Annotated in this window: 16 protein-coding genes and 1 tRNA gene; 12 read left to right on the forward strand and 5 right to left on the reverse strand. The window is 62.0% G+C overall.

The features are described from left to right. Positions 1-173 precede the first annotated feature (173 nt). The 3 genes from AC1RLZ_RS26070 (at position 174) to AC1RLZ_RS26080 (ending at position 1594) form a co-directional block, all read left to right on the forward strand. A complete protein-coding gene (locus AC1RLZ_RS26070; protein ID WP_493190997.1) occupies positions 174-1004 on the forward strand; it encodes an arylamine N-acetyltransferase family protein in 831 nt (276 codons plus the stop codon). A 108-nt stretch (positions 1005-1112) separates the two neighbouring features. Beyond that, positions 1113-1268, forward strand: a complete 156-nt coding sequence (locus AC1RLZ_RS26075) for a hypothetical protein (protein ID WP_493190998.1) — start codon at positions 1113-1115, stop codon at positions 1266-1268. An 83-nt stretch (positions 1269-1351) separates the two neighbouring features. Continuing rightward, a complete protein-coding gene (locus AC1RLZ_RS26080; RefSeq protein WP_493190999.1) occupies positions 1352-1594 on the forward strand; it encodes a DUF2171 domain-containing protein in 243 nt (80 codons plus the stop codon). Between the two features lie 74 nt (positions 1595-1668). Here the strand turns inward: AC1RLZ_RS26080 and AC1RLZ_RS26085 are convergent, their stop codons facing one another. Further along, complete coding sequence (locus AC1RLZ_RS26085) at positions 1669-2673, reverse strand: Bug family tripartite tricarboxylate transporter substrate binding protein (RefSeq protein ID WP_493191000.1); 1005 nt, start codon at positions 2671-2673, stop codon at positions 1669-1671. A gap of 168 nt (positions 2674-2841) precedes the next feature. Next, complete coding sequence (locus AC1RLZ_RS26090; protein ID WP_493191001.1) at positions 2842-3312, reverse strand: outer membrane protein assembly factor BamE; 471 nt, start codon at positions 3310-3312, stop codon at positions 2842-2844. 107 nt (positions 3313-3419) lie between these two features. Here AC1RLZ_RS26090 and AC1RLZ_RS26095 point away from each other — a divergent pair, with 107 nt between their 5' ends. The 8 genes from AC1RLZ_RS26095 (at position 3420) to AC1RLZ_RS26130 (ending at position 8873) form a co-directional block, all read left to right on the forward strand. Further along, positions 3420-3962, forward strand: coding sequence for a ubiquinol-cytochrome C chaperone family protein (locus tag AC1RLZ_RS26095; RefSeq protein ID WP_371422884.1), 543 nt, complete (start codon positions 3420-3422; stop codon positions 3960-3962). Beyond that, a complete protein-coding gene (locus AC1RLZ_RS26100; protein WP_493191002.1) occupies positions 3959-4549 on the forward strand; it encodes a YceD family protein in 591 nt (196 codons plus the stop codon). The genes AC1RLZ_RS26095 and AC1RLZ_RS26100 overlap by 4 nt, the downstream gene beginning before the upstream one ends. A gap of 201 nt (positions 4550-4750) precedes the next feature. Then, positions 4751-5812: a phosphate acyltransferase PlsX gene (plsX, locus tag AC1RLZ_RS26105; protein WP_371422885.1), complete on the forward strand. Its 1062-nt coding sequence runs from the start codon at positions 4751-4753 to the stop codon at positions 5810-5812. Then, positions 5809-6786, forward strand: a complete 978-nt coding sequence (locus AC1RLZ_RS26110; protein ID WP_493191003.1) for a beta-ketoacyl-ACP synthase III — start codon at positions 5809-5811, stop codon at positions 6784-6786. Before plsX ends, AC1RLZ_RS26110 begins: the two co-directional genes overlap by 4 nt. Before the next feature lie 134 nt (positions 6787-6920). Continuing rightward, complete coding sequence (locus AC1RLZ_RS26115) at positions 6921-7256, forward strand: integration host factor subunit alpha (protein ID WP_493191004.1); 336 nt, start codon at positions 6921-6923, stop codon at positions 7254-7256. A gap of 49 nt (positions 7257-7305) precedes the next feature. After that, positions 7306-8136 carry a MerR family transcriptional regulator gene (locus AC1RLZ_RS26120; protein ID WP_493191005.1) on the forward strand — a complete coding sequence of 277 codons (831 nt, stop codon included), beginning with the start codon at positions 7306-7308 and terminating at the stop codon, positions 8134-8136. Between the two features lie 80 nt (positions 8137-8216). Further along, a tRNA-Pro gene (locus AC1RLZ_RS26125) sits at positions 8217-8294 on the forward strand. 441 nt (positions 8295-8735) lie between these two features. After that, positions 8736-8873, forward strand: a complete 138-nt coding sequence (locus tag AC1RLZ_RS26130; RefSeq protein WP_493191006.1) for a hypothetical protein — start codon at positions 8736-8738, stop codon at positions 8871-8873. Positions 8874-9000: 127 nt separating this feature from the next. Here AC1RLZ_RS26130 and AC1RLZ_RS26135 read toward each other — a convergent pair whose 3' ends face one another. Beyond that, complete coding sequence (locus AC1RLZ_RS26135; RefSeq protein WP_493191007.1) at positions 9001-9282, reverse strand: hypothetical protein; 282 nt, start codon at positions 9280-9282, stop codon at positions 9001-9003. A 594-nt stretch (positions 9283-9876) separates the two neighbouring features. Between AC1RLZ_RS26135 and AC1RLZ_RS26140 the strand changes: the two genes are divergently transcribed. Next, entirely contained in the window at positions 9877-10137 is a 261-nt protein-coding gene (locus AC1RLZ_RS26140) for a hypothetical protein (protein ID WP_493191008.1), read from the forward strand. A gap of 70 nt (positions 10138-10207) precedes the next feature. Here the strand turns inward: AC1RLZ_RS26140 and AC1RLZ_RS26145 are convergent, their stop codons facing one another. Together AC1RLZ_RS26145 and AC1RLZ_RS26150 are read right to left on the reverse strand one after the other, a co-directional pair. Then, positions 10208-11470, reverse strand: coding sequence for an O-antigen ligase family protein (locus AC1RLZ_RS26145; RefSeq protein WP_493191009.1), 1263 nt, complete (start codon positions 11468-11470; stop codon positions 10208-10210). A gap of 105 nt (positions 11471-11575) precedes the next feature. Continuing rightward, complete coding sequence (locus AC1RLZ_RS26150; protein WP_493191010.1) at positions 11576-13114, reverse strand: undecaprenyl-phosphate glucose phosphotransferase; 1539 nt, start codon at positions 13112-13114, stop codon at positions 11576-11578. Positions 13115-13150: the final 36 nt, after the last annotated feature.

Raw genomic sequence — 13150 nt, forward strand, 5'->3', positions numbered from 1 at the left:
CGTGACGATCGCGATCGCCCCTCTCGGTGGGGCAGGACGAAGGGGAAAATAATCAAGATGGGGATGTTGTCAATAGATATAGGAAAAAATGTTTGGCGTTGTCTTGCCGCCCCGCACTGTCATTCCGGGGGCCCGATGAGGTATGTCAGAAGGGCTCGATTGAAGGAATGATGATGACGGATGGTTTTCGGCTTGATCGCTATCTCGCGCGGATCGGCTTTGACGGACCGGTTGCTCCGAATCTGGCAACCCTAACCGCCATTCATGCCGCTCAGGTCGATGCGCTTCCATTTGAGGGCCTCAATCCGTTGCTGGGTATTCCGGTCAAGCTGGATATGGCGTCGGTGCAGCAGAAGCTCGTGGATAGCCGACGCGGTGGCTATTGCTACGAATTGAACGCGCTGCTGCGGGCTGCGCTCATCGAGGTCGGCTTCAAGGTCACCGGACTTGGGGGCCGGGTGCGCTGGAATGCGCCGCCGGACAGTCCGCTTGGTCCGAGGACGCATATGCTCCTGAGGGTCGATCTACCGGACGGGCCATATCTCGCCGATGTCGGCTTTGGCGCCTGCGTGCTTGACGCACCCTTGCGGCTGGCTGTCGATATCGAGCAACAGACCGCGATAGGCACCTATCGACTGACCGAGGCCGATGGCCTGTTGTGGTTGAGCGCGAAGCGGCCAGGCGGCTGGCGGACCATGTATGTGTTCGACCTGACGCCTCAGCTTCCAGCGGATTACGAGCTCGGCAACTGGTACACATCGACCAGCCCGTTCGTGCCCTTCACCTCGACGCTGGTGATGGAGCGTGTCAGCGGCGACCGGCGCACCAGACTGGTCAACCGCCATCTGACCGTCGAGGGACGGGATGGCGAACCGGTGTCCGAGCGCGTGCTCGGCAGCGCCGCGGAGTTGCAACAGGTCCTCGACGAGACCTTCAACGTCGCGCCGCCGGCATCCGCCGACGAGATTTTCGCGATCATCAGCGGCAATGCCGAACGCTCCTGATTGCAACAGTGGCGGGGGCAGTGGCTCCGCGCCATCTGAAGTTCCGATCCCGTTGCGACGGATGACACCTTCGGCTAATCCGCTTGCGATCATCACGAGGGCCGTCACATGTCGCTGTCATCCGCCAAGAATTACGCGCTACGCGCCGCCAAGTCGCAGGACCAGAAGGAAGCCACCGAATTGCTGTCCAAGGCGATCATGGAATTGACGCTGGTGATCGAGGCGCAGGACGCCAAGATCAAGAAGATGAACAAGGGCGCATGATCGGGGCGCCGATCTCACTGCTTTGCGATTGAACCTATCGCGAAGCCGGACGTTCAGTGTTCCCCACATCGGAAGGACACGACATGAGCGCGCTCAGCAAGATCAAGGAACATATGGAAATCATCGGTGCCGATGGCGTCCATGTCGGCACCGTCGACAAGGTCGAGGGCAACCGCATCAAGCTGACCAAGAAGGACAGCGGCGAGGGCAGCCACAGGGGTCACCACCACTTTATCGACGGCGGGCTGGTCGCGGAGGTCGAGGGTGACAAGGTACGGCTGTCGGCCAATGGCGACGTCGCCTTTGCCATGGAAGAAGAGAAGTAGAACGAAAAAGCCCCGCGGTGTGAGCCGCGGGGCTTTCGTTTATATCGCGATGTTCGAGCGAGATGAGGCGTGCCTCACTTCACCTCCATCTGCAGACCTTCCTTGTCGATGATGGTCTTGAACTTGGCCGTCTCGGCCTCGATGAAGGTCTGATACTGCGCAGGGGTGCCGTAATCGGGCACGGCGCCCATCGCCATGATGGTCTTCTTCGCGGCATCGGTCGCCAGCAGGGTCTTGATCTGGCTGTTGAGTGAGTCGACGGCGGCGGTGGGGGTGCTCTTCGGATAGAACACGCCGAACCATGTCGACACATCGAAATTCGCGAGTTCAGGCGCGGTCTCGCGCATCGCCGGCACGTTCGGGCACTGCGCATTGCGTTCGGTCGTGGTCACCGCGAGCGCGTTGAGCTTGCCGTCGAGCACTTGCGGCAGCGACGGATAGAGATTGTCGAACAGGATCTGGATGTCGCCGGCAAGCGCCGCCTGCAGAGCGGGACCCGCGCCGCGGAACGGCACGTGCTGCATCTTCAGCCCGGTGAGCTGCAGCCACCATGCGCCGGTCAGATGCGGGCTCTGGCCGACGCCGGACGAGCCGTAATTCAGCTTGTCCGGATTGGCCTTGATATAGGCGATCAGCTCCGGGATCGTCTTGATCGTCAGGCTCGGATGCGCGCAGACGATGTTGGGCAGCTTGATCATGTTGCTGACCGGCTGCAACTGGTCGCTCTTGTAGGTCAGGTTCCTGAAGATGCTGTAGGCAATGGCGTTGGGGCCGGGATTGCCGACCAGGATCGTATGGCCGTCGCCCTTCTGCCGCGCGACTTCGGCGACGCCGATGGTGCCGCCGCCGCCCGAGCGATTCTCCACCACCACTGACTGCCCCCAGACCGGCTGCAGATGCGCGGCGAGCATGCGGCCCATCACGTCGGTCGAGCCGCCGGCTGCGGCAGGCACGATAATGCGGACGGTTTCGGTGGGCTTCCATTCGCCGGCGCCAAGGCTGGCGCGCGGCAGGATCGCGGCGCTGGTGATCGCGGCCGCGCCGGTCAGTACGGTGCGGCGGCTGATGAGTCTGGTCATGATTTCTTCCCTCGATGGTGTCGTATTGGTTTTTGGTCTTGCCGAAATCGTAGTGAGGCGGATGGCGGCGGGCAAGCCGACCTTTGACGCGAGGCCGCACCACACGGAAAAAGCCCCGCGGCGTGTGCCGCGGGGCTTGCAATCAGACGTCGCCAACTTGTGCAGCGATCAGCGGAAGCTGATCAGCTTGAACAGCGGCGTGAGGTAGCTCATTTCCTGGCCGGAGGTCGGCGTGGTGCGGCTGATGAAGTCGAAAATCTTGCCGTCCTGCAGGCCGTAATTGGCGAGCCGGATCACCTTGCGGTTCTTGTCGAAATAGATCGCAATAACGCGCTGGTCGGTGACTTTCTGCGGCATGAACGCGACGGCGCGTTCGGCGCGCTGCGAGATGTAATAGAACACTTCACCTGATAGCGTGGCGACGGTGGAGGGCGTGCCCATCACGATCAGCACCTGATCCTGGCTGGCGCCGATCGGAATCTGCTCCAGCGCACCGGGCGGCAGGATATAGCCCTTCTGGAATTGCTCGGCGCAGGCGCCCAGCGTGACGCACAGGGCCGCGACCGCGAGTGCTGCGCGCATGCCGCGCCAGCCACGTGTCAGCCGCGCCTTCGCGCTGGTGGAGGTCGAAATTGTCATAGCGGAGGGGGTCCCATCCTCTTGCATCCCGGAAGGCGTTGACGTACCGGGCAGAACCTCTGAATGCAACATGCGCGCGCCCGAGGGGCCCGCCTGAGGAACCCAAGATGGTCTGGCCGTTCAGTCACTTCAGAAAGCCCCCGGCGCCGTTGCGCGGCACCATTGAAGCCATCTATGGCATGATCGTGGCGCAGGCGCGAGAACCCTTGTTTTATCGGGACTTGGGGGCACCGGATACGGTAAACGGGCGTTTCGATATGTTGCTGCTGCACCTGTGGCTGGTGCTGCGCCGGATGAATCCGAAGGATGAATTGTCGCAGGGGCTTTTCGACAGGTTCTGCAGCGACATGGACGACAATCTGCGCGAACTCGGCACCAGCGACGTGAAGGTGGCGAAAAAGATGCGGGAATTCGGCGATGCGTTTTACGGCCGGACAGGGGCCTATGACGCAGCGCTGGGCGCGGGCAGGGAGCCTCTGGCGGCGGCGCTGTCGAAGAATATCTATTATGGCATGAATATCGAGAACGCCCGGCGTCTCGCTGTTTATGTCGAAGCGGCGAATGCCCATCTGGGCACGCTCGATACAACGACACTGACATCAGGCGCGTGGCACTTCCCGTCGCCTGCGGAAACCTTGGTAACGACATGAACAGACCCGACCGTACCGTGGATCTCACGCCGCCCTGGAGCGTGCCGATCGCCGTGATCCAGATCCCCGATACGGGGCTGGCGCGCGACATCGAGGCCACCCCCGAGCAGCGCAAGGGAATCGCCGCGCTGGGCGGCCTCGTCAGCGTGGGCGCTGCCAAGGGCGAATTGCTGCTGACCCCCGTGAAGGGCGGCACGGTGCATGTCACCGGCCGCATCTGGGGCAAGGTCGAGCAGACCTGCGTGGTGACGCTGGATCCGGTGGCTGCGGATTTCGAGGAAGAGATCGACGTGATTTTCGCGCCGCCGTCGCAGATTCGCGAACTGGCCGAATCGGTGGACGAGGATATCGAGAGCGACGAGGAGACCCCGGATCCGCCGGAGCCGATCGAAAACGGCATTATCGACCTCGGCAAACTGGCCACGGACGCCCTGTTTCTGGGGCTGGATCCGTATCCCCGTAAGCCGGATGCCGTGTTCGAGCCCGTGATTGAGGCTCCGGATCCCGAAGAACACCCGTTTGCGGCCCTGAAAGCACTGAAAACAGAGCCCGAGAAACCGAAATCCAAGAAGCCCGGGAAGGGCTGAGCCCAGGCTCGATTCCACGCTCGCAGCGGCTGGCGGGACAAAAGCGCCCGGTCAAGATGTTGTATCGGGTCACGGAAACGCTATTGTCCCCGGCCGAAATCGGGTTAATGCCATAACTTCGCCGTCTGCCGCCGAATGCGGCAGGCTTCGTCCGCGGCCACGAGCGTCACAGGCCGCAAGAGACAGGTTTCCGGAACGTCCATGCCGAAAAAGGTTCGCATCGCGCTAGACGCCATGGGTGGCGATATCGGCGCATCGGTGGTCATTCCCGGCGCCGCCATTTCGTTGACCCGGCATCCCGACAGTGAGTTCCTGCTGTTTGGTGACAGCGCGCTGATCGAGAAAGAACTCGCCAATCATCCGGCACTGAAGGCCGTATCCAAGGTGATCCATACCGACGTCGCCGTCAGCATGCATGACAAGCCGAGCCAGGCGCTGCGCCGTGGCCGCAAGGTGTCGTCCATGTGGCTGGCGATCGAGGCGGTCAAGAAGGGCGAGGCCGATGTGGCGGTCTCCGCCGGCAATACCGGTGCGCTGATGGCGATGGCGCGGTTCTGCCTGCGCATGCTGGACGGCATCGAACGCCCCGGTCTGGCCGCGATCTGGCCGACCACGCGTGGCGACTCGGTGGTGCTCGATCTCGGCGCCACCATCGGCGGCGACGCCCAGCATCTGAAGACGCTTGCCGTGATGGGCAGCGCCATGGCCAGTGCGCTGTTCGATCTGGCGCGGCCGACGGTCGGCCTGCTCAATATCGGCGTCGAGGAAATCAAGGGCGGCGACGAGATCCGTGATGCGGCCGAACTGCTGCGCACCGCCAATCTGCCGCAGCTCGAATTCGTCGGCTTCGTCGAGGGCGACGGTATCGGCCGCGGCGACGCCGATGTGATCGTCACCGAAGGCTTCAGCGGCAATATCGCGCTGAAGGCGGCGGAGGGCACCGCGCGCCAGTTCGCCGAATATCTGCGCAATGCCATGGCCCGCACCTGGCGCTCGCGCATCGGCTATCTGTTCGCCAAGAACGCCTTCAAGGCGGTGCGCGACAAGGTCGATCCCAACAAATCCAACGGCGCGGTGTTTCTCGGCCTGCGCGGCATCGTCGTGAAAAGCCACGGTGGCACCAATGCCGATGGCTTCGCCTATGCGGTGGATGTCGGCTACGACATGGTCCGCTACGACCTTCTCACCAAGATCAATCAAATGCTCAACCGCGACGGCGACGCGCTCCCTGCGAGCCCGGCCGCGCAGGAGGCTGTCTCGTGACTGCGATACGTTCGGTTGTGCTCGGCTGCGGCTCTTACCTGCCGGAGCGGATCCTGACCAATGCCGAACTGGCATCCAAGGTCGACACATCGGACGAGTGGATCGTCCAGCGTACCGGCATCAAGCAGCGCCACATCGCTGCCGATGGCGAGTTCACCTCGCATCTGGCGATCAAGGCCGCGCAGGCGGCGCTGGCCAATGCCGGCGTCGATGCGCAGTCGATCGATCTGATCGTGCTGGCGACCTCGACCCCGGACAATACGTTCCCGGCAACCGCCGTTGCGGTGCAGAACGCGCTCGGCATCACCCATGGCGCGGCGTTCGACCTGCAGGCGGTGTGTTCCGGCTTCATCTTTGGGCTGACCACCGCCGACAGCCTGCTGCGCACCGGCGCCGGCAAGCGCGCGCTGGTCATCGGCGCGGAAACCTTCTCGCGCATTCTCGACTGGACCGATCGCGGAACCTGCGTGCTGTTCGGCGACGGCGCCGGTGCGGTGGTGCTGGAAGCCCAGACCCAGCCCGGCGACGTCAGCGATCGCGGCGTGCTGACCACGCATCTGCGCTCCGACGGCCGGCACAAGGAAAAGCTGTATGTCGATGGCGGTCCGTCCTCGACCCAGACGGTGGGTTACCTGCGCATGGAAGGCCGCGAGGTCTTCAAACATGCGGTGGGCATGATCACCGACGTGATTGTCGATGCCTTCAAGGCCACCGGCGCCAGCGCCGAGACTATCGACTGGTTCGTGCCGCATCAGGCCAACAAACGCATTATCGATGCGTCGGCGCATAAATTACATATTGCACCGCAAAAGGTGGTGCTGACCGTGGACCTTCACGGCAACACATCGGCCGCGTCGATTCCGCTCGCACTGTCCGTGGCGGTCAATGACGGCCGTATCAAGAAGGGCGATCTCGTCTTGCTCGAAGCCATGGGCGGCGGCTTCACCTGGGGGTCTGCACTCATTCGCTGGTGATGATGCAGATCGACAACATCTCAAATTGTCATGATTTTCCATGCCTTTGCATCGATGGTGACTGTTGACCGGAGCGCGTTAACCTCCTAATTTCTGACGCGAATTTGGTTCGCCGAGAGTTTGTGGGGCAGGCGATGACGGGCACGGGAAAAACAGTCACACGCGTCGATCTGTGTGAGGCGGTCTACCAAAAGGTAGGTCTCTCACGCACGGAGTCGTCCGCGTTTGTTGAACTGGTTTTGAAAGAAATTACGGATTGTCTGGAGAAGGGCGAGACAGTGAAGCTGTCCTCGTTCGGCTCATTCATGGTGCGCAAAAAAGGCGAGCGCATCGGCCGCAATCCGAAGACTGGCACGGAAGTACCGATCTCGCCGCGGCGGGTGATGGTATTCAAGCCGTCTGCGATCCTGAAACAGCGGATCAATGGCGACAGCACTTCTACAGGCAACGGCAAAGATCACGACGACTAGCTGAAACACCGATTAGATAAACACTGGGCGAACCACAGGGATCCTGCACTTGGACAAAGCGCCGGATGCGTTTCGAACCATAAGCGAGGTCGCTGACGATCTCGATATACCGCAGCATGTTCTGCGGTTCTGGGAAACGCGGTTCACTCAAATCAAACCGATGAAGCGATCCGGCGGCCGGCGATATTATCGCCCGGACGATGTCGATCTGCTGCGCGGCATCCGCCGGTTGCTCTACGGCGAGGGCTATACCATCCGCGGTGTGCAACGAATCCTGAAAGAGAACGGCATCAAGTCGGTGCAGGGGCTGGTCGACGGCCACGCTGCGCCGAGCTTCGCGCCGGTATCTGCCGCCGCGCCGCGCGTCCAGGCGAAGCGTCCCGTGGTCGAAGAGGATCACGAGGAAGAAGAGGCCGGGAGCGAGGCTGAACGCGACGAGGAAATCGAGGAAGAGGCCGAAGACGAGGCTGACGCCGAAGCAGCCGAGGACGAGGAAGAAGAGGGCCACGAGGACGACGGCGAAGAGGCTGAAGACGAGGCTGAGGAAGAAGCCGAGGAGGAGGTTGCTGCTGCTCCCGTTGCCGCGCGCCGGGCGCCGGATGCCGGTGCCCGCCGCGAACCTCCAATGACATCGGCGTCGCCGCGCGTGGAGCCGCAGTTGCAGCGGCCGCCGTCGCGGGCAAACCCCGTATTGGCAAATCCTGTTGCGGCGCGGCCCGAACCGGTGATGTCGGCTCCGACGCAGAGCGCAAGACCTGCCGTGGCCCCGAGCGCAAGGCCGAGCCCGCAGCGGCGGCTCGATCGCGAGCGGCTGGAAGCCGTGCTCGAGCAGTTGCTCGCCGCCCGTCTGGCGCTCGATACGGCCATGAAGGACGGCTAGTCGCCGTCCCACAACCAATCCGTTTCAATCCGCTCAGCCTTCTTGCGCCTCGGACGGATCGAAGCTACACGATGCCCCATCGGAGCGTAGCGCAGCCCGGTTAGCGCACTAGTCTGGGAGACTAGGGGTCGGAGGTTCGAATCCTCTCGCTCCGACCATTTTTCCAAATGATTTCAAGATATTGGACGTCTCGCAAGCGAGCGGTGCCGCCTGGATTGGGCAGCCTCGACCTGGGTCTCGCGACGCAGGCCTCACGACCTCGGGTCGACGAAATCACCGTGAATCACGTCGTCTTTCCGTCCGGCGAACCAGAGAAGCCCGACATAGGCTGCTGCACAAACAAGGAAGCCGAGGACAATAATCTCTAGCATAATATCTACTCTACGCTGAAAACATGAGACTTCTCCCGGCGCCGGGCTCCGTCAATTGCCCCGGGCGCACTGGTTAATGATTCCTTGCCACCGTGATCCTCTGGCCACAGACCGCCGACGGCCACAGATGTCGCCTTTGGAAGGGCGACCAAGGGGCATTGTGTGTCGTTCTTGTGCCAATGGAACCCTTCGTCATCGAACCGATTATCCTGAAAACAGGAGGCTCGCATGGCAAGTCACTGGCATACCGCAGATGGTCCGTCGGAGATTCGGCATGACGATGATATCGGCTACTACGGTGGCTGGACCATCAGCGGGTTAGCGGTGGTTGCGACCGTCACGGCTGTCTGGCTGTTTGGTATCTAGGCCACTGCATAACTGAAGCACATACGGTGTGTAACGACGCAGCAGCGATGCGCGCGAACACCGAATGATGGTAACGAAAAAAAGCCCGGAGCAATGCTCCGGGCTTTTTCGATTCAGCTAGCTGCGGCTAGTAGTAGCCGTAGCTGCGATAATAACGTGGGCTGCCATAGTAGCCGCCGCCGTAACCGTAACGCGGACCATAGGCGTAACGCGGGCCGTAGTGGCGCGGGCCGTAGCCATATCCATAACCAGGACCGTAAGCGCCATACGCACCGGCCGCCAATGCGCCGGCGGCGATGCCGAGACCAATCGCGGCGCCGCGACCACCGCGCGCCTCAGCGGGTTTCGATGCGATCGACGCCGCGCCGACCGCGGCAACGGTCGCGAGGATAAGAGCTGTCTTTTTCATGTTGCATCTCCTTCGTGTCGAGGAGGCAACGTGTCGGTGTTTGGAAGGTTCGGTTCCAAGGCGCGCAATATCGCGAGGAAATTCTGCGCTCTTCCAGGAACCAATTGCGTGAGGTCTCCGCAAAAGTGGCCCGGAAAAGATAATGGCCCGGAGCGAACTCCGAGCCATCAAACGCAGACGTACATCCGGTCCGCGCTTCCTTGACTCCACAGTGAGTCGAGAAGGTTAATAAATGACTAACTGGCATGCGTGACGTTGTGATGACTGACTCACCCCGTCGGGCCTTCGACCTCCTTCTGATCGCTGTCAGGCAGAACGCCGCTTCCGGGCGTCTTGTGCGCGTCTGTCAGCTCAGGCTTATCGTGCGGGCCGGCCGGCGAAACCTTTTGATCAGGCTTCGGCTGCTTGTCGAAATCGCGGTTCTTTGTCTGCCGTGTCATGCCAATAGAACGGGAAAATTCCACGCGCGTTCCTTTTGATCACGCGGTGTTCGCAAGAATCGCGTCGTTCCGCCGCACCGAGAGAATTGCCGTGGAACCATCGGGAGGGTATCGACTTGTCCCGCGATACTTTTAAAGAAAAGGACAAATTGTCATGATCAAGAAACTGGCTTTGCTGGCGGCTGCGGCCGTTCTCTATGTCGCAGCGCCTGCAGGCCCCGCGTCTGCGCAGGGCATCAATGTGCAGATCGGCGGCGGTAGCTACGGCCATCATGATCGTGGCTATCATCGCGGCCATGGCTATCGCGAAGGTCGGGCCTATGGGCGCCGCGACTACGGGCGTCGCGACTACGGTCACCGCAATCACGGCTGGGATCGCCGCGGTTCGCGCACCAAGACCGTGATCGTTCGCTAACAGCAATCGGTCGTGTTAACGAGGCAGCCTCGCGCAAGCGGGGCTGTTTTCGTTTGCGAGTTTGTCAGCCTCAGTCTGGCCGGGCGGACGCTGCACGCAATCGCGCCGTCGCCATGTATTGCTGCGTGGCGACGAACATGCCCCACATGATGCCAAGCATCATCCAGAAATGGCGCCAGTGGTCGGTGTCGATGATGAAGGCTTCGCCGACCGTGCCGAGATAGGCCGAAAAGACCGCCAGATAGGCGCGCTGCCACGGCACGCGCATGAAGATATAGCGGAAGCCGAGCAAAGCGGTGATGAACACCAGCGCGGGATAGCACACGCCCGAGATCCATCCGCCGGACATGAAGGCGTTGAGATAGGAATTGTGAGTGTCTTCCGGAAAGAAGCGCGTGAATTGCAGCGGGCCGATTCCGAAAGGCAGATCGAGTGCCATTTGCGCGCCGAGAATATGGCGACCGAACCGGCCGAAGCGGCCTTCGTCATATTTCTGATCGAACGAGGCGCGTTGCTTGAACATGTCGGCGATGAAGTCGAACTGCAGCAGGATCACGATCACCAGCGCCACGACAGCCACGGCTGCCAGTGCCATGATGATGATGCGCGAGCGCTGACGGTTGGACTGGCTGGTGAGCACCATCAGCAGCAGCATGAAAGCCGATGTCAGCGCCAGCATGCCCCAGGCGGCGCGGGAGAAGGCGAGCAGCACGGCGAGTGCAATGATGCCGAGCGCAACGGCGCTGCGAAGCGAGCGGCGGAAGCCGTCGCTGACAACGCTCTGCAGGCAGAACAACGCCGGCAGGACAAGGAATGCGCCGAGCACGTTCGGATCCTTGAACGTGCCTGCAGCGCGGCCATAGAGGGTGAACATCCCGGCGCCGGGGATCAGATTCAGATAGCCAAGAATGCCTGCCAGCGACGCGACGAGCGCGCCGACGATCAGGCCGCGGCGCAGCAGATCGATACGCGCCAGCGTGTCCTCGGACATCACCAGCGCGACGAAGATCGCCATGATGGCCATGTACCACGACGTGAAGATCCAGTTCACGACCGGCGTCTTGTCCATCAGGTAGGCCGCGCAGATCGTGTATCCGATATTGACCAGGAACAGCAGGATCAGCAGCGGCACGAACACCAGCCGCATGCGCAGGCCCGACGCGAAGAACACGACCATCGCCGTCAGCGTCGCGATCTCGAAGGGGCTCGGCTCGATGAAGACGATGGCGCCGCCAAAACCCATCGCCCACAGCAGCGCGCGCTGCAGCGTCACCACGGCGGGAGGCGCCGCGGGCGAGGCGATGTAATGATCGGCCGAGGCGTGAATGCTCATCGTGGCATCACTCTACGCAGGCAGGGTTGACGAGTGGTGTAGGTCGTGGAGGACTTCGGCCAAGGCTGTCATTCCGCGGCGCGGGCGGCGTCGAAGTACGTCGTATTAGTACGCGTTCTCGTTCTTCGTCAGCATTGAAACCGGCGTTTTCAGCATGATGTAGACGTCGAACAGCACTGACCAGTTCTCGATGTAATAGAGATCGAACTCGACGCGCTTCTGCAGTTTCTCCTCGCTGTCGACTTCGCCGCGCCAGCCATTGACCTGCGCCCAGCCGGTGATCCCGGGCTTAACGCGGTGGCGGGCGAAATAGCCGTCAACGGCCTCGTCCAGCAGCTGGCTCTGCACCCTCTGCTGAACGGCGTGGGGGCGGGGGCCGACCAGCGACAGGTTGTTCTTGAGCACCACGTTGAAGAGCTGCGGCAATTCATCGATGGACGATTTGCGGATGAATCGGCCGACGCGCGTGACGCGCTTGTCACCCTTGGTGACGACGGTCTTGGCCAGCGGGTCGGCCTGGTCGTGATACAGCGAGCGAAACTTGAACACGTCGATGCGTTCATTGTTGAAGCCGAAGCGCTTCTGCCGGAACAGCACCGGGCCGGGGCTGTCCAGCTTGATGGCAATGGCGACCAGCGCCATGAAAGGCAGCGCGGCGATCAGGATCAGGCCGCCGACGATATGGTCGAACAGCCACTTCATCACCAGATCCCAGTCGGTGATCGGCGCCTCGAACACGTCGAGGGTCGGCACCTTGCCGAGATAGGAATAGGACCGCGGGCGGAAGCGCAGCTTGTTGGTATGCGCGGACAGGCGGATATCCACCGGTAGCACCCACAGCTTCTTCAGCATTTCCAGGATGCGCGTCTCGGCCGAGATCGGCAGCGCGAACAGCACGAGATCGACGCGGGTGCGCCGCGCGAATTCGATGATGTCATCGACCTTGCCGAGCTTCGGTGCCCCCGCGATCGTATCCATCGCGCGCTTGTCGTTACGATCGTCGAACACGCCGAGGATCTGGATGTCGGAATCCTCCTGGGCATTGAGATCCCTGATCAGCGTCTCGCCATTTGCGTCGGCGCCGACAATGATGGTGCGGCGGTCGAGCCGCCCCTGATGCGCCCAGCGCTTGATCAGCGCACGCACGACGGCGCGTTCCGCGATCAGGGCGAACAGGCCGATGAAGAAGAACGAGGACAGCCAGACACGCGACACCGCGCCGCCGACCTTGGCGAAGAACGAGACGCCGATGAACAGCAGGAACACGAAGGCCCATGCCGACATCATGCGCGTGAGCTGCTTGATGTGGCCGCGGAAGACCTGCACCTGATAGATATCGGCCGACTGGAAACACACCACGGCAGCCGCCGCCATCGCGACGATCGCGGCGAGGTATTCCCATCTGACGCCTGCGACTGGCGCGACATAGAGCAGGTTGAGCACAATGCCGACGATGCTGAGCATCAGGAAATCGACGACGCGTACGACGCCGGTGATGACGACCGGTGAATAGGCGGTGCGGACCTTCTGATCGGCAACGGCGAGCGCCTCCGGCGTGAGGCGTCGACGACGTTCGAACCGGCGTTCGCTGGGCGCGTTCGTCCCGGCCGCGTCAATCATTGAGCGTGCGTTGATCGGGTCCAAGGTGAGATGTCCGTTGTTGCGCTGGCATGCGATGTC

Source organism: Tardiphaga sp. GW822-FHT04G09 (assembly GCF_058800725.1).

Bases quoted from the DNA above. Each gene is read 5' to 3' on its own strand.
- AC1RLZ_RS26070 (WP_493190997.1), top strand. From the start codon at position 174: ATGACGGATGGTTTTCGGCTTGATCGCTATCTCGCGCGGATCGGCTTT.
- AC1RLZ_RS26075 (WP_493190998.1), top strand. From the start codon at position 1,113: ATGTCGCTGTCATCCGCCAAGAATTACGCGCTACGCGCCGCCAAGTCG.
- AC1RLZ_RS26080 (WP_493190999.1), top strand. From the start codon at position 1,352: ATGAGCGCGCTCAGCAAGATCAAGGAACATATGGAAATCATCGGTGCC.
- AC1RLZ_RS26085 (WP_493191000.1), bottom strand. From the start codon at position 2,673: ATGACCAGACTCATCAGCCGCCGCACCGTACTGACCGGCGCGGCCGCG.
- AC1RLZ_RS26090 (WP_493191001.1), bottom strand. From the start codon at position 3,312: ATGACAATTTCGACCTCCACCAGCGCGAAGGCGCGGCTGACACGTGGC.
- AC1RLZ_RS26095 (WP_371422884.1), top strand. From the start codon at position 3,420: ATGGTCTGGCCGTTCAGTCACTTCAGAAAGCCCCCGGCGCCGTTGCGC.
- AC1RLZ_RS26100 (WP_493191002.1), top strand. From the start codon at position 3,959: ATGAACAGACCCGACCGTACCGTGGATCTCACGCCGCCCTGGAGCGTG.
- plsX (WP_371422885.1), top strand. From the start codon at position 4,751: ATGCCGAAAAAGGTTCGCATCGCGCTAGACGCCATGGGTGGCGATATC.
- AC1RLZ_RS26115 (WP_493191004.1), top strand. From the start codon at position 6,921: ATGACGGGCACGGGAAAAACAGTCACACGCGTCGATCTGTGTGAGGCG.
- AC1RLZ_RS26130 (WP_493191006.1), top strand. From the start codon at position 8,736: ATGGCAAGTCACTGGCATACCGCAGATGGTCCGTCGGAGATTCGGCAT.
- AC1RLZ_RS26135 (WP_493191007.1), bottom strand. From the start codon at position 9,282: ATGAAAAAGACAGCTCTTATCCTCGCGACCGTTGCCGCGGTCGGCGCG.
- AC1RLZ_RS26140 (WP_493191008.1), top strand. From the start codon at position 9,877: ATGATCAAGAAACTGGCTTTGCTGGCGGCTGCGGCCGTTCTCTATGTC.
- AC1RLZ_RS26145 (WP_493191009.1), bottom strand. From the start codon at position 11,470: ATGAGCATTCACGCCTCGGCCGATCATTACATCGCCTCGCCCGCGGCG.